Below are 26,685 nucleotides of genomic sequence, written 5' to 3' on the forward strand. Positions count from 1 at the left end.
ATCAGGCGGCTTCGGCGTCGTCGAGGGAGGGGAGGGCACGCGGCGCGCAGTCGCGCACGGCTTCGGCGATCGCCTTGATATGCGCCGGCGTGGTGCCGCAGCAGCCGCCGACCAGGTTGAGCAGGCCGTCGCGGGCGAAGCCGCCGATCACCGCGGCCATCTGCTCGGGCGTCTCGTCGTATTCGCCGAACGCGTTCGGCAGGCCGGCGTTCGGATGGGTGCTGACGAAGCAGCCGGCGACCTGGGCCAGGGTCTGCACATGCGGGCGCAGGTCCGCGGCGCCGAGCGCGCAGTTCAGGCCCACGCTGAGCGGGCGGGCATGCGCGACGGAGTAGTAGAACGCCTCGGCCGTCTGCCCCGAGAGGGTGCGGCCGGAGCGGTCGGTGATGGTGCCGGAGATCATCACCGGCAGGCGCGCGCCGCGTTCGCGGAACAGTTCGCTGATGGCGAACAGCGCGGCCTTGGCGTTGAGCGTGTCGAAGATGGTCTCGACCATGATCAGGTCGGCGCCGCCGTCGACCAGGCCGGCGGCGGCCTCGGTGTAGTTGGCGGCCAGTTCCTCGAAGGTGACGTTGCGGAAGCCCGGGTCGTTGACGTCCGGCGACAGCGAGGCGGTGCGGCTGGTGGGGCCGAGCACGCCGATCACAAAGCGCGGTTGCTCCGGGGTCTTCGCGGTCCACGCGTCGCAGGCGGCGCGGGCGAGGCGGGCGCCTTCGAGGTTCAGTTCGTGCGCCAGGTGCTCCAGGTGGTAGTCGGCCTGGCTGATGCGGGTGCTGTTGAAGGTATTGGTCTCGACCAGGTCGGCGCCGGCTTCGAGATAGGCCTCGTGCACGCCGCGGATGATCGCCGGCTGGGTCAGCGTGAGCAGGTCGTTGTTGCCCTTGAGGTCGCAGCCGGGGTGGTCGTGGTGCGCCTCGTGCGCATGGTCGCGGCCTTCGACGAAACGCTCGCCGCGGAAGCCTTCTTCTTCCAGCCGGTGGCCCTGCAGCATGGTGCCCATGCCGCCGTCGAGGATCAGGATGCGTTCGCGCAGCGCGGCTTCGAGCAGGGCGACGCGGTCGGGGTGGAGCCAGGGCAGGGCGCTCATGCGGATCTCCTTACGGCTTGCGCGCGAGCAGGCTGATCACCTCGAAATGAGGGGCCTTGCGCTCGCGGCTCAGGCGGGTACAGCTGATGTCTTCCAGGCCCGCGCGGCGCGCGTAACCGGAGAGTTCCTCCTGGGCAAAGCCCAGGTTGCGGTGGTCGAACGGCTCCACCACGGCGCGGTGGTCGTGCTTGCCCAGGGTCACCGCCAGCAGGCGGCCGCCGGGGCGCAGCAGGCGCGAGGCCTCGGCCACGGCCTTGGCCGGCTGCTCGGCATAAGTGAGGGCGTGCAGCATCAACACCAGGTCGAAGCGGCGCTCGCCCAGTTCCAGCGCATGCATGTCGCCCTGGCGCACCTCGACATGGGCGAACGGCTGCAGCCGCTGCGCGGCGGCCTCGGCGACGCGCTCGCTGGAATCCACGCAGACGATCGAGCGCGCATGCGGCGCCAGCAGCTCGGCGGTGATGCCGTCGCCGGAGGCGATGTCCAGCACGTCGCCGGTTTCCAGCAGCTGCAGCAGCGAGCGAGCCAGGGTTTCCCAGGTGCGGCCGGGCGAGTAATGGCGTTCCATGTCGCCGGCCACGGTGTCGGCCCAGCCGGCTTCGCTGGCGCGCTGGGCGAGCACGGCGGGCAGGCGGGCGGCGTCCTCGCGCAGCAGGGCGTCGTCGATGCTGTCGCGCAGCGAGCGGATCAGGTCGTGCTGGCGCTCGTCACCTTCGCGGTTGGCGCGGTAGTAAGCCGACACGCCGGCGCGGCGGTCGCGCACCAGCTCGGCTTCTTTCAGCTTGGCCAGGTGGGTGGACACGCGCGGCTGGGCCAGGCGCAGTACGGCGGCCAGCTCGGCGACGGTGAGTTCTTCGCGCTCGAGCAAGGCCAGCAGGCGCACCCGGGTGGGGTCGGCCAGCAAGCGCAGAACGCTGGAAGCGGTGGCTAGATCCATGCCGCATCCTTATATCGCGATGGAAAGATGTGAAAGGCTAGGACGGGACCGGGAGGGCGTCAAGGGACAAATTCCGGCGCGCGCCGGCGACGGCGGCGCGGCGCGGCCGGAAGGCCTTCTGCTGCACCGCACACGGGGCTTTTTGCGGCGCCGGCTAAAATATCGGGCTCGCTTTATTCCATTGCCCTCCCGGAGTCCCCCATGGATTTCAGCTTTACCGAAGACCAGCTTTCGATTCAGTCCATCGCCCGCGATTTCGCCCAGAAGCGCATCGTGCCGGTCGCCGCCGAACTGGATGCGAAGGGTGAATTCCCGCTGGAGAACATCCGCGAGATGGGCCAGCTCGGCCTGATGGGCATCGAAGTGCCGCACGAATACGGCGGCGCGGGCATGGATCCGATCGCCTATGTGCTGGCGATGATCGAGATCGCCGCCGCGGATGCGGCCACCTCGACCGTGATGTCGGTGAACAATTCGCTGTTCTGCAACGGCATCCTCAAGCACGGCAACGAGGAGCAGAAGCAGAAATATGTGCGCGCCATCGCCCAGGGCGAGGCGATCGGCGCCTATGCGCTGACCGAGCCGCAGTCCGGCTCCGACGCCTCGGCCATGCATACCCGCGCCACCAAGAACGCCGACGGCGACTGGGTGATCAACGGCAAGAAGAGCTGGATCACCTCCGGCCCGGTGGCGCGCTACATCGTGCTGTTCGCCATCTCCACGCCGGGCATCGGCGCCAGGGGCGTGTCGGCCTTCATCATCGACACCCAGTTGCCGGGCTTCGCCGCCGGCAAGACCGAACCCAAGCTCGGCATCCGCGCCTCGGCCACCTGCGAGATCGAATTCAGCGACTACGTCTGCCCGAAGGAAAACCTGCTGGGCGAGGAGGGCAAGGGCTTCTCCATCGCCATGGGCGTGCTCGACGCCGGCCGCATCGGCATCGCCTCGCAGTCGGTGGGCATCGCCCGCGCGGCCTATGAGGCCACGCTGCAGTGGTCGCGCGACCGCAAGGCCTTCGGCCAGGCGATCGGCAGCTTCCAGATGACCCAGGCCAAGATCGCCGACATGAAGTGCAAGCTCGACGCCGCCACCCTGCTGACCCTGCGCGCCGCATGGACCAAGGGCCAGGCCGAGAAGAACGGCGGCCGCTTCGGCACCGAGGCCTCGGTGGCCAAGCTGGTCGCCTCCGAGGCGGCCATGTGGATCGCCCACCAGGCCGTGCAGATCCACGGCGGCATGGGCTATTCGAAGGAGATGCCGCTGGAGCGGTATTTCCGCGATGCCAAGATCACCGAGATCTACGAGGGCACCAGCGAGATCCAGCGGTTGGTGATCGCGCGGGCGGAGACGGGTTTGCGCTGATCCGTTCGCTACGCCACCGGCGTAGGTTGGGGTGAGCGCGAGCGAACCCCAACGGGACTCCACTTGTGCGGCGCCTGCTGGGGTTCGCCGGCGCTCGCCCCAACCTGCGTCGCTACGTTTGCATAAAACAAAAGCCCCGGCATGCCGGGGCTTTTGCTTGTTTCAGGGACCAGGTAGTCAGTGGCCGGACTGCGCGTCACCGCCGCCATGCGCCTGGCGGATCTTGTGCGAGGACTCGTCCAGCTTGTCGCCCAGGGCGCGGCGCACCACCACGTAGAACACCGGGATCAGCAGCAGGCCCAGGAAGGTGGCGAACAGCATGCCGCCGATCACGCCGGTGCCGATGGCGTGACGGGAGTTCGCGCCGGCGCCGGTGGAGACCGCCAGCGGGAACACGCCCAGGATGAAGGCCATCGAGGTCATCAGGATCGGGCGCAGTCGCAGGCGGGAAGCCGTGACCACCGCGTCGAACAACGACTTGCCCTGCTGCTGCTGTTCGACCGCGAATTCCACGATCAGGATCGCGTTCTTCGCGGCGAGGCCGATCACCGTGATCATGCCGATCTTGAAGTACATGTCGTTCGGCAGGCTGCGCAGCATGGAGAACACCACCGTGCCGAGCAGGCCCAGCGGCACCACCAGCAGCACCGCGACCGGGATCGACCAGCTCTCGTACAGCGCCGCGAGGCAGAGGAACACGATCACGATCGACAGCACCAGCAGCAGGGTGGCCGAGTTGCCCGCCAGGATTTCCTGGTAGGACTGGCCGGTCCAGTCGGCGCCGAAGCCCTTGGGCAGGCCGGTGTCCACGATGTTCTGCAGCGCGCCCATGGCTTGGCCGGTGGAGTAGCCCTTGCCTTCGCTGGCGACGATTTCCACCGCGGCATAGCCGTTGTAGCGGGTCAGCGCCGGCGAGCCCGTGCCCCAGTTGGTATGCACCACGCTGGAGATGGGGATCATGTTGTACGGGTTGGTGGTCGAGCGCGTCGTCGTCGTGCTGCCGGTGCCGGCCAGCGCGCTGGGGGTGAACACGTGGCTGAGCGCGTCCGGACCCATGCGGAACGGCTGGTCCGCCTGCAGGTAGACGCGCTTGACGCGGCCGCCGTAGACGAAGTCGTTGACGTAGATCGGCGCCAGCGTGAGCTGGATCGCGGTGTACACGTCGCTGACCGACAGGCCCATCGATTCCGCCTGCACGCGGTCCACCTTGATGTCCCACAGCGGAGCATCGGGCAGGGAGTTCGGGCGGGTGCCCAGCAGCGCCGGGTTGCCCTGCGACTTGCCCAGCACCATGCCCATGGCCTGCATCAGCTCGCCGTGGCTCTGGCCCGCGCGCGCCTGCAGGTACATGTCGATGCCGCCGAACTGGCTCAGGCCGCGGATGGTCGGCAGGTTCACCACGAAGATCTGCGCGTCGCGGATGCCATGCAGCACGCCGTTGGCCTGCATGATCAGTTCGTCAGCGGTGATCTTGCGCTCGCTCCAGTCCTTGAGCTTGATGAAGGCCATGCCCGCGCTTTCGCTCTGGCCGACGAAGCTGAAGCCGCTGATCTGGTACATGCCGACGATGGAATCGTTCAGCGGGCTCTGCTTGATGCGCTCGCGCATCTCGGCCATCACCTGCTCGGTGCGCTTGATGGTGGCGCCCGGCGGCAGGTTGACGATGGCCAGCGCGAAGCCCTGGTCTTCGCTGGGCACGAAGCTGGTGGGCAGCTTGGTGTACAGGAAGCCGGCCAGCGCGCAGATCAGCGCGAACAGGATCATCCACCGCGGCGCATGCCGCGCGGCGCTGGAGATATGGCCGCTGTAGGTGTGGGTGACCCAGTCGAACATCTTGTTGAAGCCGCGGTACACGACGTTCTTCTTCTGGTCGTGGGTCGGCTTCAGCATGGTGGCGCACAGCGCCGGGGTGAACGACAGCGCGAGGAAGGCCGAGAAGCCCATCGACACCGCGATGGTCAGCGCGAACTGCTTGTAGATCACGCCCGAGGCGCCGGCCTGCAGCGCCGACGGCACGAACACCGCCGCCAGCACCACGGTGATCGCCACCACCGCGCCGGTGATCTGGCCCATGGCCTTGCGGGTGGCCTCCTTCGGCGGGAGGTGCTCCTCGGTCATGATGCGTTCGACGTTCTCGATCACCACGATCGCGTCGTCCACCACGATACCGATCGCCAGCACCATGCCGAACAGGGTCAGCTGGTTGATGGTGAAGCCCAGTCCGATCAGGCCGATGAAGGTGCCCAGCAGCGCGACCGGGATCACCAGGGTGGGGATGATGGTGGCGCGGATGTTCTGCAGGAAGATCAGCATCACCAGGAACACGAGGATGATCGCCTCGACCAGGGTGTGCACCACTTCGTTGATCGACACCTTCACGAACGGGGTGGTGTCGTACGGCGCGAACCAGGTCACGCCCTGCGGGAAGTCCTTCGCCAGCTCGTCCATCTTGGCGCGCACGGCGGTGGCCACGTCGAGCGCGTTGGCGCCCGGCAGCAGCTGCACGCCGAGGCCGCCGACCGGCTGGCCGTTCCAGGTGGAGACCAGGCCGTAGGTCTGCGGGCCGAACGACACGCGGGCCACGTCGCTCAGGCGCACCACGGTGCCGTCGCTGTTGGCGCGCAGAATGATGTTGCCGAACTCCTCGGGCGAGGAGAAGCGGCCTTCCGCCGACACCGTGGCGGTGAAGCCCTGGTCGGCCGGGGCCGGATCGGCGCCCAGCGAACCGGCGGCGAACTGCACGTTCTGGGTGGACACGGCGTCGCGCACGGCGCTGGCCGAGAGGCCGTAGCCCTGCAGCTTGTCCGGGTTCAGCCAGATGCGCACCGCGTACTCGGCGCCGATCACGCGGGTGCTGCCCACGCCGGGAATACGGCCGACCTGGTCGGCCACCTGCGAGGCGATGATGTCGGCCAGGCGGTTGCCGTCGATCGCCGGGTTGGTGGACACCAGCGACACGAACATCAGGAAGTCAGGATTGTTCTTCGCCACCACCACGCCCTGCTGGGTCACGGCGGTGGGCAGGCGCGGCTGGGCCAGCGAGACCTTGTTCTGCACCTGCACCTGGGCGATGTCCGGGTTGGTGCCGGTCTCGAAGGTGAGGGTGATGGAGGCCGAGCCGTTGGCGTTGGAGGAGGAGGAGAAGTACAGCAGGTGGTCGATGCCGGTGAGCTGCTGCTCGATCACCTGGGTGACGTTCTTCTCCACCGTGTCCGCGTTGGCGCCGGGGAAGGTCGCCGACACCACTACCTGCGGCGGCGCGATGTTGGGGTAGGACTCGATACCCATGTTCAGCATCGCAATCGTGCCGACCATGGTGATGAGGATCGCTACCACCCACGCGAAAATCGGGCGGTCAATGAAAAAACTGGGCATGTCGGTCGACTCCCGTCAGTGCTTGCCGGCCGCGGGCTGGCCGCCCGGCGCGCCGTTCGGCGGACCGGCGTCCTTGCCCGGCTGCCACGGCGAGGCCTTGGCGGGGGCGCCCGGCTGGACGGACTGGAGGCCCGACACGATCACCTGGTCGCCCGCGGCGAGGCCGCCGGTGACGATCCAGTTGCCGTTGCTCAGGTCGTTGGCGGTGATGTCCTTGCGCTGGACCTTGCCTTCCTGGTTCACCACCAGCACGTAGGCGCCGGCGACGTCGCGCGCCACGCCCTGCTGTGGCACCAGGAACACGTTGTTCTGCTGGCCCAGGTTGGCCTTGACCGTGACGTAGGTGCCCGGCAGCAGGCGCTTGTCCGGGTTGGCCAGCTGCGCGCGCAGGTTGACCGTGCCGGTGGTCGGGTCGACCGTGGCGCCGGAGAAGTCGAGCGTGCCCTGCTGGTCGTAGGTGCTGCCGTCCGGCAGCACCACCTGCACGGTGGTCTTGGTCGGGTCGTTGAGGCTGACGTGGCCGGCGCTCTGCGCGCGGCGCAGGCGGTCCAGGTCGCCGGCGCCGACGGTGAAGTTGATGTACAGCGGATCGAGCTGGTCGACCGTGGTCAGCAGGGTCGAGCTGGCGCCGGCATCGGCGTTGCCGTTGCCCACGATGGCGCCTTCGGTCACCTGCTGCTGGCCGGCGCGGCCGTCGATCGGCGCGGTGACGCGGGTGAAGCCGAGGCTGATGCGCGAGCTTTCCACCGCGGCCTGGGACTGTTTCACCGCGGCGGCGGAGCTGCGCTCGCTGGCTTCGGCGCTGTCCAGGTCGGACTGCGAGACGTAGCCCTGCGGACGCAGCTGGCGGGCGCGCTCGGCGGCCTTGTGCGCGTTGGCGTAGGTGGCCTGGGCCGAGGCGAGGTTGGCCTGGGCCGAGTTGAGATTGGCCTGGTAGATCGACGGATCGATCTCGAACAGCACCTGGCCCTTCTTCACATCGGTGCCTTCCTCGTACACGCGCTTGAGCAGCACGCCGGAGACACGGGCGCGCACGTCGGCGCTGCGGAAGGCCGAAAGGCGTCCCACCAGGTCCTTGTTGAGCGGGGCGGAAACCGGCTGCGCCTTGACGACGCCGACCTCAGGGGTGGGCATCTGCGGCGGGCCTTGTTCCTTCTTGCCTCCGCAGGCGGCCAGCGCCAGCAGGCCAAGGCACAGCAGGGGTGTGCGCAATGACGAGGACTTCATGGGGACTCCATTTATAGGTATCGGGTGTGCGGGTGTTGCCGATCCCCGGATCGGCGCGCCAGGCGCGTAGCTTTCCGTGGCGCAGCATGCCTGCCTAGTGCCGCTCGTCCGTGTTGCGGCGGAGCGGTGGCTGTGAACAACGCATGCAGTGCCCCGGACGGGCGGCGGGCTTGACTATACCGGCCAGTTTACAATTTGCTTTGACAAATGGTCTAGCCCTGAATTCTTCGTGTTTTCGCCGCGAAGGGGGCGTGACGGGGTGTGACAGGGACCGTGCGGGGCCGCATGGTTCGCGGACTCATCCGGATGGAATCGTCATTCAGAGGGATTCCCGTCCGGGGACCCGGCTCCATGCGGATAGCCTGGCCTTTTTACCCCCATCAAAAGCTGCTCGCGCAAACGTCGCATGTTGCGCCGCAGCGGCGCACGCACCAAAGCCTTGCCGGCAACGCGGCGACACAGCCATGCGCGCTGCCGGTTTCCGCGTTCGCCGCGAACACGCCTGCATCGCCATCGCCACGCGCCATGCATGGCCGCGCACGTCATGCGCTGCGCCATCGATGCGGCGCCATGCGCGAAACGATCGTCTGTCGAACCGCACGCTGAAGTGATTGCCGCAATGCAGGTGGCTATCGCAGTAGTGCGAGCGTATCCTTTTGCGGCTTTTCTGCCCCATCTCCGTCACTGCCAACATAGATGCCATGAACGCAATTCGTGCGGCCAGCGAAACATCGATCCAGGCTGAAGTTCTGGATGAACTGAAAAAAAGCGGTTTCCCCACCCAGCGCCTTGATGAGGCGCAATTTTTTATCAGCGCTTTCTTCTCTCGCGTCGCCGCCGGCGACCTCGAGCTGCACACCGCGTCGGAATGGGCGGGGCTGATCGCCGGCCTGCTCGACTTCGTGCAGCAGCGCCAGCCGGGCCGCGCCGCGGTGCGCGTGTTCAACCCGCAGGCGGGCCACGCCGGCCGTAGCGTGGTGCAGATCGCCACCGACGACATGCCGTTCCTGGTCGACACGGTGAGCATGATCGTGTCCACGCGCTTGCAGATCCACGCGGTGATCCACCCGGTGGTGAAGGCCGTGCGCGACGCTTCCGGCCGCCTGCAGCGCCTGGGCGCCGACGACGGCGCGCCCGAATCGGTGATGCACTTCGAGATCGACCGCCTCGCCGACGAGGCCGAGATGGCGCAGCTCAAGACGCAGATCGAGAGCTCGCTCGACGACGTGCGCGCCTCGGTCAACGACTGGAGCCGCATGCGCGACCAGGCCCTGGCCATCGCCGCCGACCTGCCGAACCGCCAGCTGCCGCTGAACAAGGATTCGATGCAGGAAGCGGTCGAGTTCATGCGCTGGCTGGCCGACGACAACTTCACCTTCCTCGGCTATCGCGAATACGAAGTCACCCAGGCCGACGGCGACGAAGTGCTGCGTTCGCTCGAAGGCTCGGGCCTCGGCATCCTGCACAAGCAGGAGCGCTCGATGGCGCCGCGCTCGTTGCGCAGCATGGCGGCCAGCGAGCTGCCGCAGTCGGGCTCGACCGACGCGATCATCCTGACCAAGACCAATGCGCGCTCGCACGTGCACCGCCAGGGCCACATGGACTACGTCGGCGTGCTGCGCTTCGACGCCCATGGCAAGCCGGTCGCCGAGCAGCGCTTCCTGGGCCTGTTTTCCTCCAATGCCTACATGGCGCGCCCGCAGGACGTGCCGCTGGTGCGCCAGCGCGTGGAGGCGGTGATGGCCCGCTCGGGCCTGAAGCGCGATTCGTATTCGGGCAAGTCGCTGCGCCACATCCTGGAGACGCTGCCGCGCGACGAGCTGTTCCAGAGCAACGAGGACGAGCTCTACGCCACCGCCATCGGCATCCTGGAGCTGCGCCAGCGCGCGCGCACCCGCCTGTTCGTGCGCCGCGACCGCTACGGCCGCTTCTTCACCTGCCTGGTGTTCGTGCCGCGCGAGCGCTTCAACACCTCGGTGCGCGAGCGCATCGAGAACATGCTGCGCGACGCGCTGCACGGCGAACAGATCGATTCCTCCGTGCTGATGGGCGAGGCCGCACTGGCCCGCCTGCACATCGTGGTGCGCCCGAGGATCGGCGACCACGTGAGCTACGACGCCGCGGCGCTGGAGCAGAGCGTGGCCGCGATCGTGCGCAACTGGCACGACGACCTGCGCGACGCCCTGGTCAAGCTGATGGGCGACCACGACGGCGTGGTGCTGGCCAACCGCTACGGCAAGGCGCTGCCGGCCGGCTACGTGGAAGACGTGCTGCCCGCCGCCGCCGCCGAGGACGTGCGCCAGCTCGCCCTGCTCAGGGGCGACGACGCGGTGCGGATGTCGTTCTACCATCCGGAACAGCGTCCGGAAGAACTGCGCTTCAAGGTCTACCGCAGTGGCGCCGACATCGCGCTGTCCGAAGTGCTGCCGCAGCTGGAGAACCTGGGCCTGCGCGTGCTCACCGAGCACGTGTACGACGTGAAGACCGGCGGCACGCCGCTGTTCATCCAGGACTTCGAGGTGCAGCCGGTCGGCAATCTCACGTTCTCGGTGGAGCAGGTCGGCTCCTTGTTCGAGGACGCCTTCGAGCAGATCTGGCGCGTCAACGCCGAGAACGACGGCTTCAACCGCCTGGTGCTCGGCGCCAAGCTGAGCTGGCGCCAGGTCGCCATGCTGCGCGGCTACTGCAAGTACCTGCTGCAGACCGGCGTGGCCTTCTCGCAGAACTACATGGAAGACGCCTTCAACCGCTATCCGGCCATCGCCGGGCTGCTGGTGGAGCTGTTCCTGGCCAAGTTCGACCCGCGCCGCGAAGAACTCGGCGCGGTCGAGCTGAAGAATGCGCGCGCCGCGCTGGCCGGCGAGATGCAGGCGCTGATCCCGGAAAGCGTGCGCCAGGCGCATCCGGCCCTGATCGATGGCCTGGTCGCCGCGCTGGAGCAGCCGCGCGCCGAGCAGATCAAGGCCATCGAGGAAGCCATCGGCGTGCTGCTGGAGAACGTCTCCAGCCTGGACGACGACCGCATCCTGCGCAGCTTCGTGGCGCTGATCCGCGGCACCCTGCGCACCAGCTTCTTCCAGCAGTGGGAGGGCGCCTACCGCGGCTACATCAGCTTCAAGTTCGACTCGCACCGCGTGCCCGATCTGCCCAAGCCGGTGCCGTACCGCGAGATCTTCGTGTCGGCGCCGCGCGTGGAAGGCATCCACCTGCGCTTCGGTGCGGTGGCGCGAGGCGGCCTGCGCTGGTCCGACCGCCGCGAAGACTTCCGCACCGAAGTGCTGGGCCTGGTCAAGGCGCAGATGGTGAAGAACACGGTGATCGTGCCGGTAGGCTCGAAGGGCGGCTTCGTGGTGAAGCGTCCGCCGCTCGGTGGCGACCGCGACGCGCAGCTGGCCGAGGGCATCGCCTGCTACCGCATGTTCATCAACGGCCTGCTCGACATCACCGACAACCTGGTCGAGGGCAAGGTGGTGCCGCCGCACGACGTGGTGCGCCATGACGCCGACGATCCCTACCTGGTGGTGGCGGCCGACAAGGGCACGGCGACGTTCTCCGACATCGCCAACGCCATCTCGCTGGAGCACGGCTTCTGGCTGGGCGACGCGTTCGCCTCCGGCGGCTCCAACGGCTACGATCACAAGGGCATGGGCATCACCGCCAAAGGCGCGTGGGAATCGGTCAAGCGCCACTTCCGCGCGCTGGGCCGCGACAGCCAGACCCAGGACTTCACCTGCGTGGGCATCGGCGACATGTCCGGCGACGTGTTCGGCAACGGCATGCTGCTGTCGCGGCATATCCGCCTGCTGGCCGCGTTCGACCACCGCCATATCTTCCTGGACCCGAACCCGGACGCGGAGCGCTCCTTCGTCGAGCGCGAGCGCATGTTCAAGCTGCCGCGCTCGAGCTGGGACGACTACGACAAGTCGCTGATCTCCGCCGGCGGCGGCGTGTATCCGCGCACGCTCAAGGCGATCCCGGTGTCGCCGGAAGTGCGCGCCGCGCTGGGCATCAAGGGCGACGCCACCCAGATGGCGCCGAACGAGCTGCTCAACGCCATCCTGAAGGCGCCGGTGGACCTGCTGTGGAACGGCGGCATCGGCACCTACGTGAAGGCGGCCAGCGAAAGCCACGCCGACGCCGGCGACCGCGCCAACAACGCACTGCGCGCCAACGGCGCGGAGCTGCGCTGCAAGATGGTGGGCGAGGGCGGCAACCTGGGCTTCACCCAGAAGGGCCGCATCGAGGCCGCGCAGCACGGCGTGCTGCTCAACACCGACTTCATCGACAACTCCGCCGGCGTGGACACCTCCGACCATGAGGTGAACATCAAGATCCTGCTCGACGACGCCGTGCAGCGCGGCGAGCTGGACACCGACGCGCGCAACCGCCAGCTCGCCGCGATGACCGACGAGGTCGGGCAGCTGGTGCTGTGGGACAACTACCGCCAGAACCAGGCGATCACCCTGATGGAGCGCCAGTCGGTGCGCCGCCTGGGCTCGATGGCCCACTTCATCCGCATCCTCGAGGGCGAAGGCCTGCTCGACCGCCAGGTCGAGAACCTGCCGAGCGAAACGGAGCTGACCGAGCGCAAGACGCGCGGCCAAGGCATGACCCGTCCGGAACTGTCGGTGCTGCTGTCGTACGACAAGATCAAGCTGTACCAGCAGCTGCTCGACTCGGACGTGCCGGAAGACCCGTACCTGTCGAAGGAACTGGTGCGCTACTTCCCCGAGCCGCTGCACGAGAAGTACGCCGAGCACATGCAGCGCCATCGCCTGAAGCGCGAGATCATCGCCACCGCGGTGACCAACTCGACCATCAACCGCATGGGCGCCACCTTCATGATGCGCATGCAAGAAGATACCGGTCACGGTCCGGCGGCGATCGCCAAGGCCTACACCGCCGCCCGCGAGATCCTCGGCGCGCGCGAGCTGTGGGCGGAGATCGAGGCGCTGGACAGCAAGGTGGCCGAGGAGACCCAGCTCGACGCGATCATGCAGATCTGGTCGCTGCTGCGTCATCTCACCCGCTGGCTGCTCAGCCGTCCGGGCGGCACGCTGGAGATCGCCGCGAATGTCGATCGCTACCAGGCCGGCGTCGCCGCGCTGTACGAGGCGGTCCCCGACACGCTGACGCCCACCGGCAAGGCCGACTTCTCCACCAGCCAGGAGAAGTGGGAAGGCCTGGGTCTGCCCACCGAGCTGTCCGTGCGCATGGCCCGCATCCCCGAACTGCGCGCCATGCTGGACATGCTCGAGGTGGCACAGCAGAGCGGCCAGCCGGTCGACCAGGTGGCCGGCGTGTTCTACGAGCTGGGCGAGGCGCTGGACCTGGAATGGCTGCGCAGCCAGATCGAGGCGCTGCCGGTGGAAGGCCACTGGCATGCCCAGGCCCGCGGTTCGCTGCTGGATGAGCTCAACCACCAGCACCGCGCGCTGGCCCTGCAGGTGCTGGCCCTGGCCGGCGGCAGCAAGGGCACCTCGCCGGTACAGGCATGGCTGCAGCGCGACGATGCGACGCTGAAGTACACGCGCAACATGCTGGCGGAGATCCTCACGCAGAACGCGGACTATCCGATCGCCTCGGTGGCCGTGCGCCGGCTGGCGCAGCTGGCAGCGGTGCCGGTGAACGCGTAACCACGTAGGTTGGGGTGAGCCACCGGCGAACCCCAACGATGCGGGACGCGTGAAGCCGTCGACGTTGGGGTTACGGGCTGCATCGGCAGCCCGCCCTTCGGGCCATCCGCTGCGCGGATGTTCGCTATGGCATCCTGCCTTCGCAGTCGCTGCGCTCACTCCAGCCTGCGCCGTCCGTTTGACAAAAAAGCTCCCACGGTAACGCGGGAGCTTTTTTCATGCGCAATGAAAAAGCCGGCACCCGAAGATGCCGGCCTGCTGCAGTACCGCTTGCCGATGGCTTACCAGCCGAACGCCATGCCCGCGCCCACCGACGCCTCCTTGCCGGACGCCGAGCCGCCGAAGGACACGTTGAAGTTCGGCGAGAACTGGTGCGAGACACCCACTGCCACCGCCGACTTGCCGCCCTGCATGCCGACGCCAACGCCAACGCGGTTGGGCGTATTCACACCTTGCGCACTGAAGGCCATCTGCGAATAGGCGGCGCTCATCGCGCCCATGCGATCGATACGGCCGTCGACCTGTTCGAACTTGCGGCTGGCCCAGTCCTTCGCCCCCTGCACCGCATCCTGCACCTGGCCCCAGTTGGCCGCATCGGTGCGCTCGGTACCCGCAGCGACGTTGGTGATCTGGCGCTCGGCGCCGACCGAACCGACCGACACGGTGTTGTCGCGATCGGCCACCGAACCGCCACCCAGTGCCACGGAGTTGTTGGCGCTGGCCGTGGCGTTGGAGCCCAGCGCGGTGCTGTTGTTGCCGGTGGCCTGCGCGCCGCTGCCGTTGGCGGTGCTGTTGTTGCCGGAGGCGACCGAGTTGGCGCCGCTGGCGGTGCTGCCGCTGCCGGAGGCGTTGGCGCCTTCGCCCAGGGCCGCGCTGTTGGTACCGGTGCCCGCGCCGCCAGCGCCGCCCAGCGAGCCGTCATTGAGGCCCTGCGTAATCTGGTTCACCTGGTTGTTCAGCGCATTGAGCTGGTTCTGCACGTCCTGCTGGAAATCGAACAGCTGGCCGCCGTTGATCGCTTCCATGCTTCCGTGAGCGATCGAACCGTTGGCGAGATTGCGCAGCACGGTGCCCTTGGTGCCACCGAGCATGGCGCTGCCCATGGTGAGGTCGTCGTACACAAGCGACAGCAACGGCTTGCCGGTTGGGCTGATCAGGCCTGCTGCCTTCAACTGCGCAATGGTCACCGCATCGCTGTCGGCGACACCATTGGCCACACCGCTCAGCACGCGGCCGCCAGCAGTGCCAGCGAAGTTGATGCTGGTACCGCCGGTGGCGCTGGCCACGGTGATGGCCTGGGTGGTGGCATCCTGCTTCACCAAGCCCACGGAGCCGTTATCGACCTTGGTTTGCAGCGAGCTGATATTGGTGGCGTTGGTGCTGATATTGGTGTTGGCCGTGGTCAGGGCGTTGTCCAGCGCCGTCAGCGCGCCGCCGACTGTGGTTTGCGTGCCGCCATTGGTGAGGTTATAGGTGGGGCCAGTAACCGCACCGGTCGTGGGGTCGATCTTGGCGCCACCGCCTAGCGAATTCACCAATGGTGATAACTGACCGACGTTCACGGCATCGGTGGAAGCTGTGCCGGCCGAGAGCGAAGTGATCTTGTGCGAGTTCAGGTCGAAGACGCCATCGATCGTAAGATTGCCTTTCAGAAAGCCACCGTAGCCGTTCAATACAAGGGTGCCGACGGGGCTTGAGCTTAGGCCACCAATGCTCGACACATTGCATAGAGCATCAGTTATCTGAACGGGCGCGCCTTCTACGTGCTGTGCACATCCGCCATCAACTCCGTCATTGACAATTAGCTGTCCAGCAAATGCGGGCGTAGCGAATCCGCCACTCATCATGAGCAAGACGGTTGCAATGGCGACAGCCTTCTTTTTGCTTCCCTTAGCCAATTCCGAAGTCACTACCCACTTTCCGGTAGAGGTATTCCGGACGATTCTGTAAATCGTATTCACTTAAAGCATCTCCACTTGATTTGAATGTGCGTGCACACGCCAACGCTTATCGCCAGGCTTGGCGATAGGTGGCATCGGGGGATCTCGCACACACGAGGTGCGGAGAGGGATGCGCATCGTAGGAATCGACTGAGATGCGATGAACCGGAAAAAACCAGAGATGCCAGTGTCGGCTGGGGCAGGGTGTCCACGGACTGGCGCTGGCGGCCGATCCAGCCAACCCTTGCACCCACCGTCCATCTACGCTCAACTGGCCGCCCATCCGCCGCCACCAAGCCCCCATGGCCTACGCCTTCGTCGCCAGCGAAACCTCGGTCGCCCAGCAGGCCCGGCGCAAACTGGTGGAGCGTTACGGGGAGGTGCCGCCGGAGCAGGCACAGGCGATCGTGGCCTTAGGGGGTGATGGCTTTATGCTGCGCACCTTGCATGCGCATCTGCCGCTGGCCATTCCGGTCTATGGCATGAAGCTCGGCCGCGTCGGCTTCCTGATGAACAAGCATCGCATCGACGATCTGCCCGGGCGCATCGCCCGCGCGCATGCCGCGGTGCTGTATCCGCTGGAGATGGACGTGGTTTGCGCCAAGGGCGAGAAGCACCACGCGCTGGCCTTCAACGAAGTGTCGCTGCTGCGCCAGAGCAACCAGGCCGCGCACCTGGAGATCAAGCTCAACGAAACGGTTAAGCTCGACGCGCTGGTCTGCGACGGCATCCTGGTCTCCACGCCGGCCGGTTCCACCGCGTACAACCTTTCCGCGCATGGGCCGATCCTGCCGCTGGATGCCAACGTGCTGGCGCTCACCCCGATCAGCCCGTTCCGCCCGCGCCGCTGGCGCGGTGCGATCCTGCCGCATCGCACCCAGGTCAGCCTGCGCGTGCTCGATCCGAACAAGCGGCCGGTCAGCGCCACCGCGGACTTCCATGAAGTGCGCGACGTGCGCGAGGTGACGGTGAAGCAGTCGGGAGGGCCGGGCGTGCGCCTGCTGTTCGATCCGGAGCACAATCTGGAGCAGCGCATCCTCGACGAGCAGTTCGCGCCGGACTGAGCACCCTGGGGAATGCTAGATTCCGCTATTCGCCCGCACGGCCACGCCATGACCACCACGCTGCACGACGCCCACGATCCCGCCTCGGCCGGCGACAACCGCCTGGTGGTGGCGATTTCCTCGCGCGCACTGTTCGACCTGGGTGACAGCCACGCGCTGTTCGAGCGCGACGGACTGGATGCCTACCGCGCCTTCCAGATCGATCACGAGAACGAGATCCTCAAGCCCGGCGTGGCCTTCCCGCTGGTGCAGAAGCTGCTGGGCCTGAACAAGCTGGCCGGCGATGTGCCGCCGGTGGAGGTGATCCTGCTGTCGCGCAATTCCGGCGACACGGGGTTGCGCATCTTCAATGCGATCCAGCACTACGGCCTGGATATCAGCCGCGCGGCCTTTACCAGCGGCGCGCCGACTTCCGACTACATCGCGCCGTTCAAGACCGACCTGTTCCTGTCCGCCAACGCCGAGGACGTGGGCCGCGCGCTCGCCGCCGGCGTGGCCGCCGCCACCATCCTGCCGTCGGTGGCGCCGCCGCGCGCGACCGAGCAGCTGCGCATCGCCTTCGACGGCGACGCGGTGCTGTTCGGCGACGAAGGCGAGCGCGTTTCGCGCGAGGAAGGGCTGGAGGCGTTTCATCGCAACGAGCGCGAGCGGGCGGAGGAGTCGCTGTCGGTCGGGCCGTTCCGCGGTTTTCTCACCGCGGTGCACCGGCTGCAGGCGGCGTTCCCGGCCGAGACCTCGCCGATTCGCACGGCCCTGGTCACCGCGCGCTCGGCGCCCGCGCACAAGCGGGTGATCCTCACCCTGCGCCGCTGGGGCGTGCGCATCGATGAGGCGCTGTTCCTGGGCGGGCGCGACAAGGGGCCGTTCCTGGAAGCGTTCGGCGCCGACATTTTCTTCGACGATTCGCCGGCCAATGTGGAGTCCGCGCGCAAGTACGTGGCCGCCGGGCATGTGCCGCACGGGGTCAGCAACAGCTGAGCGCTAGACCAGCCTGGTGCGCCGCCACCACGGCGTCACTTGGCCCTCGCGCATCAGGGTGAACAGCCCCGAGCCCAGGATCAGCGCGATGCCGATCAGCATCGGCCAGTCCAGCCGGTCGCCGAACAGCCAGTAGCCGAAACCGATCGCCCACAGCATCTGGCTGTACTGGGCGGGCGCCACGCGGTTGGCCGGCGCGTGCTGGGTGGCCAGCATCAGCAGCACGCCGGCGAATCCGGCGAGCAGGCCATAGCCGGCCAGCAGCGCCCATTGGCGGGCATCGGGCCAGATGAAATCGGGCAGCATCAGCAACCCGCCGGCTACCAGCGGGCCGATCACTCCGGCACCGTAGAGGCTGATGCGCTTCTCATGCGCGCCGGCCATGCGCAGGGCGACCACCGACACCGCGCCGGACAGCCCGCACACCATCGCCGCCAGATGCCCGACGCCCAGCGCGCGAAACCCCGGCCGCAGCACCACCAGCACGCCGAGAAAACCGGCCACCACCGCCGACCAGCGCCGCCAGCCCACGTGCTCCTTCAGGAACAGCACCGACAGCAGGGTCACGAAGATCGGCAGCAGGAAGATCAGCGCGAAGGCCTCGGCCATCGGCAGCGCGGTGAAGGCGATCACCGCGGCGATATTGCAGATCGCGCCGGAAATCGCCCGGATCCACCACAGTGACGGCTTGCGTGCCTGGAACACCTCGATCCAGCGGTCCCCCGGCCGCCGGATGAAGGGTAGGGCGCTGAGCATCAGCACGGCGCCGAAGAACACCGCCTCGTAGGCCGGCAGGCTGCCGTGCAGGGATTTCACGAAGGCATCGCTGATCGCGTAGGCCGCGTAGCAGGCGAAGCCCAGGAGGACGCCTTTGAACATGGGGGATCGGGGATTTGCGGCGGGAGCGGCCCATGGTCCCACAGCCGGCAGGATGAATGACACCCGCAAGGCCGCCGCGGGAGGGGCTTCCGGTGCTGCACCTCGTCATGACCCCGATGGACGCGCCCCGCTAGAATCAGGGGCTTCCCACCGACCGCACGGAACATCCGCATGTCCGCCCGCCTGAATCCGCTCGACCTGTACGACGTCCGCTCGCTGCTCACCGACGAGGAGCGCATGGTGCAAGACACCGTGGGCCGTTTCGTCGATGAACGGGTGCTGCCGATCATCGGCGATGCGTTCGATCAAGGGCGTTTCCCCAAGGAACTGATCCCGGAGATCGCCGGCCTGGGCCTGCTCGGCGCCACCCTTCCGGAGCAATACGGCTGCGCCGGCATGAACGGCGTCAGCTACGGCCTGATCTGCCAGGAGCTGGAGCGCGGCGATTCGGGCCTGCGCAGCTTCGCCTCGGTGCAGAGCTCGCTGTGCATGTATCCGATCTACGCCTACGGCACCGAGGAGCAGAAGCTGCACTACCTGCCGAAGATGGCCGCCGGCGAGATCATCGGCTGCTTCGGCCTGACCGAGCCGCATGGCGGCTCGGACCCGGCCAACATGAAGACGAATGCCAGGAAGGATGGCGGCGACTGGATCATCAACGGCGCCAAGATGTGGATCACCAACGGCAACCTCGCGCATATCGCCATCGTGTGGGCGCAGACCGAGGACGGCATTCAGGGCTTCATCGTGCCGACCGACAGCCAGGGTTTCACCGCGCAGGAAGTGCACAAGAAGATGAGCCTGCGCGCCTCGGTCACCTCGGCGCTGTTCTTCGACAGCGTGCGCGTGCCCGAAGCCAACCGCCTGCCCAACGTGAAGGGCCTGAAGGGTCCGCTCGGCTGCCTCACCCAGGCCCGCTACGGCATCACCTGGGGCCCGATCGGCGCCGCCCAGGCCTGTCTCAAGGAAGTGCTGGACTACACCCAGGAGCGCGTGCTGTTCGGCCGCCCGCTGGCCTCCAACCAGGCGATCCAGCTCAAGCTGGCCGAGATGGCCCGGCGCATCACCATGGCGCAGCTGCTCTCGCTGCAGCTGGGCCGCCTGAAGGACGCCGGCAACATGCAGCCGACCCAGGTCTCGCTGGCGAAGTGGAACAACTGCCGCATCGCCATCGACATCGCGCGCGAATGCCGCGACATCCTCGGCGGCGCCGGCATCACTACCGAGCACGTGGCGATCCGCCACGCGCTGAACCTGGAGTCGGTGATCACCTACGAGGGCACGGAAACCGTGCACCAGCTGGTGGTGGGCCGCGAGCTGACCGGCATCAACGCGTTCTGACGCCGATGGGGGCGCCGGATACCAGCTGGGTCGACCTGCGCATCGAGACCGCGCGCCTGCTGCTGCGTCCGCCGCGGGCGGAGGATTTCGACGGCTGGGCGGCCAACATGGCCGACGCGGAATCGGCCCGCTACATCGGCGGGCAGCAGCCGCGCGCGGTGGCCTGGCGCGGCTTCCTCACCATGGTCGGCGCGTGGTCGATCCAGGGCTACGGCATGTTCTCGCTGATCGAGAAGGCCAGCGGCCGCTGGATCGGCCGGCTCGGCCCCTGGCAGCCGGAGGGCTGGCCCGGTCCCGAAGTGGGCTGGGGCCTGGCGCGGGAAGCGTGGGGCAGGGGCTATGCGCTGGAAGGCGCGACCGCCGCGATGGACTGGGCCTTCGACCGCCTGGGCTGGACCGACGTGATCCACAGCATCGACCGCGACAACACCGCCTCGCAGGCGCTGGCCGTCCGGCTGGGCTCGCGCAACCGCGGCCCGGGCCGCCTGCCGGAGCCGTTCCAGGACGTGCCGATCGAGATCTGGGGCCAGACCCGCGAGGAGTGGCGTCGCCGCCGGCGCGCCTGAGGAGCCGCATGCGCGACGCATTGGAGCAGGTCATCGCCGAGGCCGTGCCGGAGTTGCACAGGCATTGCCGCGATCCCTGGCAGCTGATCGGCAGCGCCGCGGCCTGCCTGGCCGGCGCGGAGGTCAGCGTGGCCGACCTGGACGTGCTGACCAGCGCCGCCGACGCCACGCGCCTGGCCCAGGCTTGGCGCGATCGCCTCGATACGGCCTATGAACCCGCCGCCGCCGAACGCTTCCGCTCGACCTTCGCACGCTTCCGCTTCGACGCCATGCCGGTGGAGGCGATGGGCGCGCTGGAGCTCAACGACGGATACGGCTGGGAACCGGTGACGGTGAACGAGGTATTGCTCGTACGCGTCGCCGGCCTGGACGTCCCCATCCCGAGCGTGCCCGAACAGATCCGCATCCTGGAACGCTTCGGCCGCCCGAAAGACCTGCACCGCGCTGCGCTGCTGCGCGCGCTGGACGGCGCCGGCGCCGCTTGATATTGCCCACCCATTCCCTTTCTTCTCCGACCGGATCGACCACGCCATGACCGCGCTTCCGTTCTCCCTGAGTGCCCGCCACAAAGGCTTCAACCGCGCCGAGATCGTCGACCAGAACTTCATCGAGTTCGTACAGCTGTGGCAGGGCCATGCGCGGGCCGCGCCGCGCGACGGCGAGGCCGTGCTGCCGGGCAGCGCGCTGGATGCGCAAGGCTTTCGCGATCTGCTCGAATCCCAGTTGATCTCGCGCCATCTGGACTTGATGGCGCGCGTGCTGCGCGTGCAGAACAAGGTGTTCTACACCATCGGCTCCAGCGGCCACGAAGGCAATGCGATGGTGGCGCGGCTCACCCGCCATACCGATCCGGCCTTCCTGCACTACCGTTCCGGCGGCTTCATGGCCGAGCGCTTCCGCAAGCTGCCGGGCATGGATCCGGTGATGGATTCGGCGCTGTCCTTCGCCGCCAGCATGGAAGATCCCGCCTCCGGCGGCCGACACAAGGTGTGGGGCAGCAAGCCGCTGTGGGTACTGCCGCAGACGTCGACCATCGCCTCGCATCTGCCGAAAGCGTTCGGCACCGCGGTGGCGATCGAGCAGGCGCGCCGCATCGGCCACCCGCTGCCGGTGCCGCAGGACAGCATCGCGATCTGCTCGTTCGGCGACGCTTCGTCCAATCACGCCACGGCGCAGACCGCGTTCAACGCGGCGGCGTGGACGGCCTACCAGAAGCTGCCGGCGCCGGTGCTGTTCGTATGCGAGGACAACGGCATCGGCATCTCGGTGAAGACGCCCAGCGGCTGGATCGCCAATAATTTCCGGCAGCGTCCCGATCTCGATTATTTCCACGCCGACGGCCTGGATCTCGCCGAAGGCTACGGCCAGGTGCGTGAAGCGGTGGAGCACTGCCGCCGCACGCGCCGCCCGACCTTCCTGCATCTGCGCACCACGCGCGTGATGGGCCATGCCGGCACCGATTTCGAGATCGAGTGGCGCAGCGTGGACGAACTGTTCGCGCTGGAAGCGACCGATCCGCTGCTGCGCTCGGCGGAGATCGCCCTGGCCTCCGGCCTGTACACGCGCGAATCGCTGCTGGCGCTGTACGAAGCCACCCGCAAGCAGTGCTTCGCCGCCGCCGAGGAAGCCGACCGCCGCCCGCGCCTGGGCACCCTGGCCGAGGTGATGAAGCCGCTGGCGCCGTACACGCCGGCCGCGGTGAAGGCCGAAGCCGAGCGCGCCGACTACGCCGCGCGCCGCGCCGAGGTGTTCGGCGGCGAGGACAAGCTGCCGGAGAAGCAGGCGCCGCGCCACCTGGCGATCCAGATCGGCCAGGCGCTGCACGAGGTGATGGCCAAGTATCCCGAGTCGCTGCTGTTCGGCGAGGACGTGGCGCTGAAGGGCGGTGTGTATACCGTCACCAAGGGCCTGTTCAAGACCTTCAAGGGCAATCGCGTGTTCAACACGCTGCTGGACGAGACGGTGATCCTCGGCCTGGCCCAGGGCTACGCCAACATGGGCATGCTGCCCATGCCGGAAATCCAGTACCTGGCGTATTTCCACAATGCCTGCGACCAGATCCGCGGCGAGGCCTGCAGCCTGCAGTTCTTCTCCAACGACCAGTACCGCAACCCGCTGGTGATGCGCGTGGCCGCGCTGGGTTACCAGAAGGGCTTCGGCGGCCACTTCCACAACGACAACTCGATCGCCGCGCTGCGCGATATCCCCGGCCTGGTGGTCGGCTGCCCCAGCCGCGGCGACGATGCGGCGGCGATGCTGCGCACGCTGATGGCGCTGGCCAAGGTGGACGGACGCGTATGCGCCTTCCTGGAGCCGATCGCGCTGTACATGACCAAGGACCTGTACGAAGCCGGCGACGGCCAGTGGCAGTTCGCCTATCCCGCGCCGGGCGAGGCGCTGCCGCTGGGCGAGGGTCGCGTATACGAACAAGATGCCGACGACCTGGTGGTGTTCACCTTCGGCAACGGCGTGCCGATGGCGCTGCGCGCCGCGCGCGAGATCGAAAAGAAGCACGGCTGGCGTACGCGCGTGGTGGATCTGCGCTGGCTGGCGCCGCTCAACGACAAGTTCATCGCCGGGCAGGCGCGCAACGCCAGGCGCATCCTGGTGCTCGACGAGGGCCGCCGCAGCGCCGGCGTGGGCGAGGGCATCATCACCGCCATCGTCGAAGGAGGCTGCGGCGCGACGCCGCTGCAGCGCGTGGTGGGCGCCGATACGTACACGCCACTGGCCGGTGCGGCCTTGCTGGTGTTGCCTGGCGAGGCGGAGATCGTCGCCGCAGCCGAACGCATGCTGTAACGCACACCGCGCAGCGTAGGTTGGGGTGAGCCCCAGGCGAACCCCAACATGGCGTCACGCGTGAAGATGGCGATGTTGGCGTTCGTCTTCGACCACTCGACCTACGCAGATGTGCGCTATCGCGTGATCCAGCTCACGGCATGGCACAACAAGGGTGGCGATTCAGCCCTCGCGCCGTATGGTCGAAGTCCTTCGATCGGATAACGAAGAAGGAAAACAACCATGAAACATGCCGTTCACGCGCTCGTGATCGCCGCGGTCCTCGCCGTCGCCGCGTGCACGCAGGACGACACGGACAATCCGGTGACCTCGGCGCAGACCCCTGCGATATCCACCACCGCCACCGCCGCGGCGAGCAATGACGCTCCCGCGCCCGACAGCAGCGCGGCCGCGGCCGCTTCGGTCGCCGCTGGCCCTTATCTGTTCGACCTGTTGCAGCAGTCGGATTTCGCCGCCGCTTTCCATGCGCTGAGCGGCGCCAAGGAGCTGCCCGAGTGGACACATCAAGGAGGTACTTCCACGCCGGCGCAGAAAGTCACGGCGGACGGCAAGAGCTTGCTCGAAGCCGCCGGCTGCAAGCCGCACGACTGCCCCACCGAGCGCATCGTGCTGCTGTACGACGAGAAGACCCATTCGATGTGGGGCGTGTTCGCGCGGCGCCAGGGCGAAGCGCCGACCGACGTCAGCGATGACAGCAACGATCAGCTGAGCTGGCTGGGCGAGCCGGACGACAAGCTGAAAGATGCGCTGAAAAAGAAGCTCTATTACCCGGAATAACGCGGCGCTTTACGATTCTTCCCGCACCGAACGCACCGCCGTGCGTTCGCGCGCGCGGCACACCAGCTTCTCGTCCACCCGTACGCGATTGCGTCCTTCCAGCTTGGCGCGATACATCGCGTGGTCGGCGCGCTCGATCAGTGTTTCCACCGTGTCGTCGGAGCGGCGCATGGTCACGCCGATGCTGACCGTCAGCAACTGCTGTCGACCGTCCACGGGAATTTCCAGCCGGTGCACGCGCCGGCACAGGCGCGTGGCGACGTGGATCGCCTGCGGCAGTTCCGCCCCGCGCAGCACGGCGAGGAATTCCTCGCCGCCGTGGCGTCCCAGCAGATCCTGCGGGCGCAGTTCATGGCTCAGCGCTGCGGCCACTGCCGCCAGCGCGGCGTCGCCGGCCTGGTGGCCCAGGCTGTCGTTGAGCGTCTTGAAGCAATCCAGGTCCAGGAACAGCAGGGCGATCGGCTCGCCGTGGCAGGCCATCGCCGCCTGCAGGTTCTCGCCGAGCGCGCGGCGGTTGAGCACGCGGGTGAGCGCGTCCACGTCGGCCAGTTCGCGCACCACGTCGGTGTCGTGGCGCATCGCCAGCGCACGGTCGGCCAGGCCCAGCGAGAGCACGATGGCCTGCACCGCGCCGGCCGCGAGCGCGGCATCGTCCAGCCAGTCCATGCCGGGCAGGGCGCCGTTGGCCTGCGCGCTGTCCAGCACGGTCAGCGCCAGCAGCGGCGTGAAGCCGAGCAGGAAATAGCGCGCGCTGCGCGAACCGCGCACGGCAGCGACCACGCCTGCGCACAGCAGCAGTACGGCGCCGATCAGCAGCATCGGGTAGTGCAGCGCGCGCGCCGGCGCGATCAGCGCGTCGACATGGCTGCTGCGCATCAGCACCAGCGGCGGCGCGCCCAGCGCGAGCGCGAGCGTCGCCGCGTGCAGGGCCGGGGCGAAACGCTGCAGATCGCAGAAGCGCGCGACGAACACCGCGGCGAAGGCCAGCGACAGCAGCGCCGCGCTGGGTGCGGCCAACTGCGCGGTGCCGGCCAGCCAGGCCCACTCCATCGGATGGAACACATAGCCGGTGTGGATGCCCTGGATCGCGCCATAGCAGAACACGTAGCCGGCGTACCAGGCGAAGGTGGCGTCGCGCAGCATCAGCGCCAGGCACAGCGCGAACGCGGCCATCGCCAGCATCACCGCGAAGCAGGCGCTGGAGAACATCAGCCAGCTCGCATCGGCGCGCAGGTAATCGCTCCAGGGGCGCAGTTCGAAGCGCAGCGGCGCGGTGCCGGCGGCATCCGCCTCGAAGCGCAGCAGGATCGGCGCCGACGGCGCGGCCTCGGCGGGAATGCGCCAGGCCAGCCGGCCATGCCCGTGCAAGGGGGCGTCGAAATCGTCCAGGGCCAGCCGGCGCGGCGATTCACCGCGTTCGTACAGCGTCACCGGCGTCAGCGGCGGCGGCTCGATGGTGAGTGCGCGCTCCTCGGCCAGTGGCGACGGCAAAGGGCGCAGCACCACCCAGGCGGCCTGGCCGGGATCGAGGATGCGCGTCATCGAGGCGGGATCGAACGCGTGCAGCTCGCCGCGGTCGAACGCGGCCAGCACGCCGGCCGGGGTGTCGCCGGGACGCGCCGCGGTCCACGCCGCCTCCAACTGCCCCGCGGACTGCGGCATGGCGCGCCACGGCAGGAACAGCAGCAAGCCGAGGACGAGCAGCCGCCACCACCTGTGCGTTCCTGGTATCCAGCCTGCGACCACGGTACCCCCTGCCGGCCCGCCCGGCGTCCGCGGCCATCCTGGCCCGGCGCTGCCGTGCGGTTTGGCCTTGGATTCTGGCCGACTTGCCGCGGCAGACCCATTCGGTCGAATGGCCTAGGAAGGAAAGCAGGGAGCGTGCCATGCCCCGTGAAGGCCATGGCGTCACCTTGCCTTGACCGCGGCTCCGCAAGCTTGAACACCCCTTTCCCCGACGGAGCACCGCAGATGAGCATCAAGGTCGCCGTATTCGTGGGCAGCCTTCGCCAGGACTCGATCAACCGCAAGCTCGCCCTTGCGGTGGAGCGGCTGGCACCGAAGGATTTTTCGTTCGAGCACGTGCCGATCGCCGGCCTGCCGCTCTACAACCAGGATTTCGACGGCGACTATCCGGCCGCGTGCCGGCAGCTCAAGCAGTCGGTCGAGGCGGCCGACGCGCTGCTGTTCGTCACGCCCGAGTACAACCGTTCGATTCCCGGCGTGCTGAAGAACGCGATCGATATCGCGTCGCGGCCGTGGGGGACCAATTCCTTCGCGGGCAAGCCCGGTGCGGCGATCGGCGCGTCGATCGGCGCGACCGGCTCGGCGCTCTCGCAGCAGCACCTGCGCAATGTGCTGACCTATGTGGACGTGCCGGTGCTGGCACAGCCGGAGGTGTTCATTGCGTTCAAGGACGGGTTGATCGATGGGGATGGGAAGATCTCGAACGACGATACGCGGAAGTTCTTGCAGGGGTTCGTGGATAAGTACGTGGAGTGGGTGAAGCGCTTTCGCTGAAACTGGTTCGGCCATTCGACTGGAACGTCATCCCGGCGCAGGCCGGGATCCAGTAACGATCACGCCCGATGGTCGCGATGCGTTCGGGCGATGGATAGCGATTCGCACTGGCGACAGGTATTCGCCACTGGATCCCGGCCTGCGCCGGGATGACGCATGAGGCGACCGCGTGTGAGGTCCGTTGGGGTTCGCCGCCG

Annotated in this window: 17 protein-coding genes; 10 read left to right on the plus strand and 7 right to left on the minus strand. The window is 67.8% G+C overall.

The features are described 5' to 3' along the window. Position 1: 1 nt before the first annotated feature. Together BM172_RS11845 and BM172_RS11850 are read right to left on the minus strand one after the other, a co-directional pair. Positions 2–1,087, minus strand: a complete 1,086-nt coding sequence (locus BM172_RS11845) for a homocysteine S-methyltransferase family protein (RefSeq protein ID WP_026633303.1) — start codon at positions 1,085–1,087, stop codon at positions 2–4. A 10-nt stretch (positions 1,088–1,097) separates the two neighbouring features. After that, entirely contained in the window at positions 1,098–2,024 is a 927-nt protein-coding gene (locus BM172_RS11850) for an ArsR/SmtB family transcription factor (RefSeq protein ID WP_026633302.1), read from the minus strand. A gap of 201 nt (positions 2,025–2,225) precedes the next feature. On the opposite strand from BM172_RS11850, the gene BM172_RS11855 reads away from it, so the two are divergent. Continuing rightward, a complete protein-coding gene (locus BM172_RS11855) occupies positions 2,226–3,386 on the plus strand; it encodes an acyl-CoA dehydrogenase family protein (protein WP_026633301.1) in 1,161 nt (386 codons plus the stop codon). 177 nt (positions 3,387–3,563) lie between these two features. Here BM172_RS11855 and BM172_RS11860 read toward each other — a convergent pair whose 3' ends face one another. Both BM172_RS11860 and BM172_RS11865 read right to left on the minus strand, forming a co-directional pair. Beyond that, entirely contained in the window at positions 3,564–6,761 is a 3,198-nt protein-coding gene (locus tag BM172_RS11860; RefSeq protein ID WP_026633300.1) for an efflux RND transporter permease subunit, read from the minus strand. Positions 6,762–6,776: 15 nt separating this feature from the next. After that, on the minus strand, positions 6,777–7,988 hold the full coding sequence (locus BM172_RS11865; protein WP_026633299.1) for an efflux RND transporter periplasmic adaptor subunit: 1,212 nt from the start codon (positions 7,986–7,988) through the stop codon (positions 6,777–6,779). 701 nt (positions 7,989–8,689) lie between these two features. Between BM172_RS11865 and BM172_RS11870 the strand changes: the two genes are divergently transcribed. Beyond that, positions 8,690–13,624, plus strand: coding sequence for an NAD-glutamate dehydrogenase (locus BM172_RS11870; RefSeq protein WP_026633298.1), 4,935 nt, complete (start codon positions 8,690–8,692; stop codon positions 13,622–13,624). A gap of 281 nt (positions 13,625–13,905) precedes the next feature. On the opposite strand, the gene BM172_RS11875 is transcribed toward BM172_RS11870, so the two are convergent. Beyond that, complete coding sequence (locus BM172_RS11875) at positions 13,906–15,585, minus strand: ESPR-type extended signal peptide-containing protein (protein ID WP_081804983.1); 1,680 nt, start codon at positions 15,583–15,585, stop codon at positions 13,906–13,908. A gap of 281 nt (positions 15,586–15,866) precedes the next feature. On the opposite strand from BM172_RS11875, the gene BM172_RS11880 reads away from it, so the two are divergent. Both BM172_RS11880 and BM172_RS11885 read left to right on the plus strand, forming a co-directional pair. Beyond that, positions 15,867–16,628, plus strand: a complete 762-nt coding sequence (locus BM172_RS11880) for an NAD kinase (RefSeq protein WP_026633297.1) — start codon at positions 15,867–15,869, stop codon at positions 16,626–16,628. 48 nt (positions 16,629–16,676) lie between these two features. Beyond that, positions 16,677–17,606 carry a 5'-nucleotidase gene (locus BM172_RS11885; RefSeq protein WP_026633296.1) on the plus strand — a complete coding sequence of 310 codons (930 nt, stop codon included), beginning with the start codon at positions 16,677–16,679 and terminating at the stop codon, positions 17,604–17,606. 3 nt (positions 17,607–17,609) lie between these two features. On the opposite strand, the gene BM172_RS11890 is transcribed toward BM172_RS11885, so the two are convergent. Then, on the minus strand, positions 17,610–18,485 hold the full coding sequence (locus BM172_RS11890) for a DMT family transporter (protein WP_026633295.1): 876 nt from the start codon (positions 18,483–18,485) through the stop codon (positions 17,610–17,612). A 171-nt stretch (positions 18,486–18,656) separates the two neighbouring features. Here BM172_RS11890 and BM172_RS11895 point away from each other — a divergent pair, with 171 nt between their 5' ends. From BM172_RS11895 to BM172_RS11915, 5 genes are all read left to right on the plus strand, one after another. Further along, positions 18,657–19,826 carry an acyl-CoA dehydrogenase family protein gene (locus BM172_RS11895; protein WP_026633294.1) on the plus strand — a complete coding sequence of 390 codons (1,170 nt, stop codon included), beginning with the start codon at positions 18,657–18,659 and terminating at the stop codon, positions 19,824–19,826. A gap of 5 nt (positions 19,827–19,831) precedes the next feature. After that, positions 19,832–20,392, plus strand: a complete 561-nt coding sequence (locus BM172_RS11900; RefSeq protein WP_051548292.1) for a GNAT family N-acetyltransferase — start codon at positions 19,832–19,834, stop codon at positions 20,390–20,392. A gap of 8 nt (positions 20,393–20,400) precedes the next feature. Continuing rightward, complete coding sequence (locus BM172_RS11905) at positions 20,401–20,877, plus strand: nucleotidyltransferase family protein (protein ID WP_035322191.1); 477 nt, start codon at positions 20,401–20,403, stop codon at positions 20,875–20,877. Between the two features lie 46 nt (positions 20,878–20,923). After that, positions 20,924–23,191: a thiamine pyrophosphate-dependent enzyme gene (locus tag BM172_RS11910; protein ID WP_026633291.1), complete on the plus strand. Its 2,268-nt coding sequence runs from the start codon at positions 20,924–20,926 to the stop codon at positions 23,189–23,191. Between the two features lie 222 nt (positions 23,192–23,413). After that, the gene (locus tag BM172_RS11915) at positions 23,414–23,968 is read left to right on the plus strand and encodes an Ivy family c-type lysozyme inhibitor (protein ID WP_051548291.1); all 555 of its coding nucleotides are present in this window, start codon (positions 23,414–23,416) and stop codon (positions 23,966–23,968) included. A gap of 9 nt (positions 23,969–23,977) precedes the next feature. Here the strand turns inward: BM172_RS11915 and BM172_RS11920 are convergent, their stop codons facing one another. Further along, entirely contained in the window at positions 23,978–25,657 is a 1,680-nt protein-coding gene (locus tag BM172_RS11920) for a sensor domain-containing diguanylate cyclase (RefSeq protein WP_231504093.1), read from the minus strand. 282 nt (positions 25,658–25,939) lie between these two features. Here BM172_RS11920 and BM172_RS11925 point away from each other — a divergent pair, with 282 nt between their 5' ends. Continuing rightward, positions 25,940–26,488 (plus strand): NADPH-dependent FMN reductase, encoded by a 549-nt coding sequence (locus tag BM172_RS11925; protein ID WP_026633290.1) that lies wholly within the window; start codon positions 25,940–25,942, stop codon positions 26,486–26,488. Positions 26,489–26,685: the final 197 nt, after the last annotated feature.

The sequence above is a fragment of the Dyella marensis genome, assembly GCF_900112865.1.
Taxonomy (GTDB): Bacteria; Pseudomonadota; Gammaproteobacteria; order Xanthomonadales; family Rhodanobacteraceae; genus Dyella_D; species Dyella_D marensis_A.

Coding starts and splice junctions, on each gene's coding strand:
- BM172_RS11870 (WP_026633298.1), top strand. CDS start 8,690: ATGAACGCAATTCGTGCGGCCAGCGAAACATCGATCCAGGCTGAAGTT.
- BM172_RS11845 (WP_026633303.1), bottom strand. CDS start 1,087: ATGAGCGCCCTGCCCTGGCTCCACCCCGACCGCGTCGCCCTGCTCGAA.
- BM172_RS11925 (WP_026633290.1), top strand. CDS start 25,940: ATGAGCATCAAGGTCGCCGTATTCGTGGGCAGCCTTCGCCAGGACTCG.
- BM172_RS11905 (WP_035322191.1), top strand. CDS start 20,401: ATGCGCGACGCATTGGAGCAGGTCATCGCCGAGGCCGTGCCGGAGTTG.
- BM172_RS11880 (WP_026633297.1), top strand. CDS start 15,867: ATGGCCTACGCCTTCGTCGCCAGCGAAACCTCGGTCGCCCAGCAGGCC.
- BM172_RS11860 (WP_026633300.1), bottom strand. CDS start 6,761: ATGCCCAGTTTTTTCATTGACCGCCCGATTTTCGCGTGGGTGGTAGCG.
- BM172_RS11865 (WP_026633299.1), bottom strand. CDS start 7,988: ATGAAGTCCTCGTCATTGCGCACACCCCTGCTGTGCCTTGGCCTGCTG.
- BM172_RS11855 (WP_026633301.1), top strand. CDS start 2,226: ATGGATTTCAGCTTTACCGAAGACCAGCTTTCGATTCAGTCCATCGCC.
- BM172_RS11895 (WP_026633294.1), top strand. CDS start 18,657: ATGTCCGCCCGCCTGAATCCGCTCGACCTGTACGACGTCCGCTCGCTG.
- BM172_RS11915 (WP_051548291.1), top strand. CDS start 23,414: ATGAAACATGCCGTTCACGCGCTCGTGATCGCCGCGGTCCTCGCCGTC.
- BM172_RS11900 (WP_051548292.1), top strand. CDS start 19,832: ATGGGGGCGCCGGATACCAGCTGGGTCGACCTGCGCATCGAGACCGCG.
- BM172_RS11885 (WP_026633296.1), top strand. CDS start 16,677: ATGACCACCACGCTGCACGACGCCCACGATCCCGCCTCGGCCGGCGAC.
- BM172_RS11890 (WP_026633295.1), bottom strand. CDS start 18,485: ATGTTCAAAGGCGTCCTCCTGGGCTTCGCCTGCTACGCGGCCTACGCG.
- BM172_RS11910 (WP_026633291.1), top strand. CDS start 20,924: ATGACCGCGCTTCCGTTCTCCCTGAGTGCCCGCCACAAAGGCTTCAAC.
- BM172_RS11850 (WP_026633302.1), bottom strand. CDS start 2,024: ATGGATCTAGCCACCGCTTCCAGCGTTCTGCGCTTGCTGGCCGACCCC.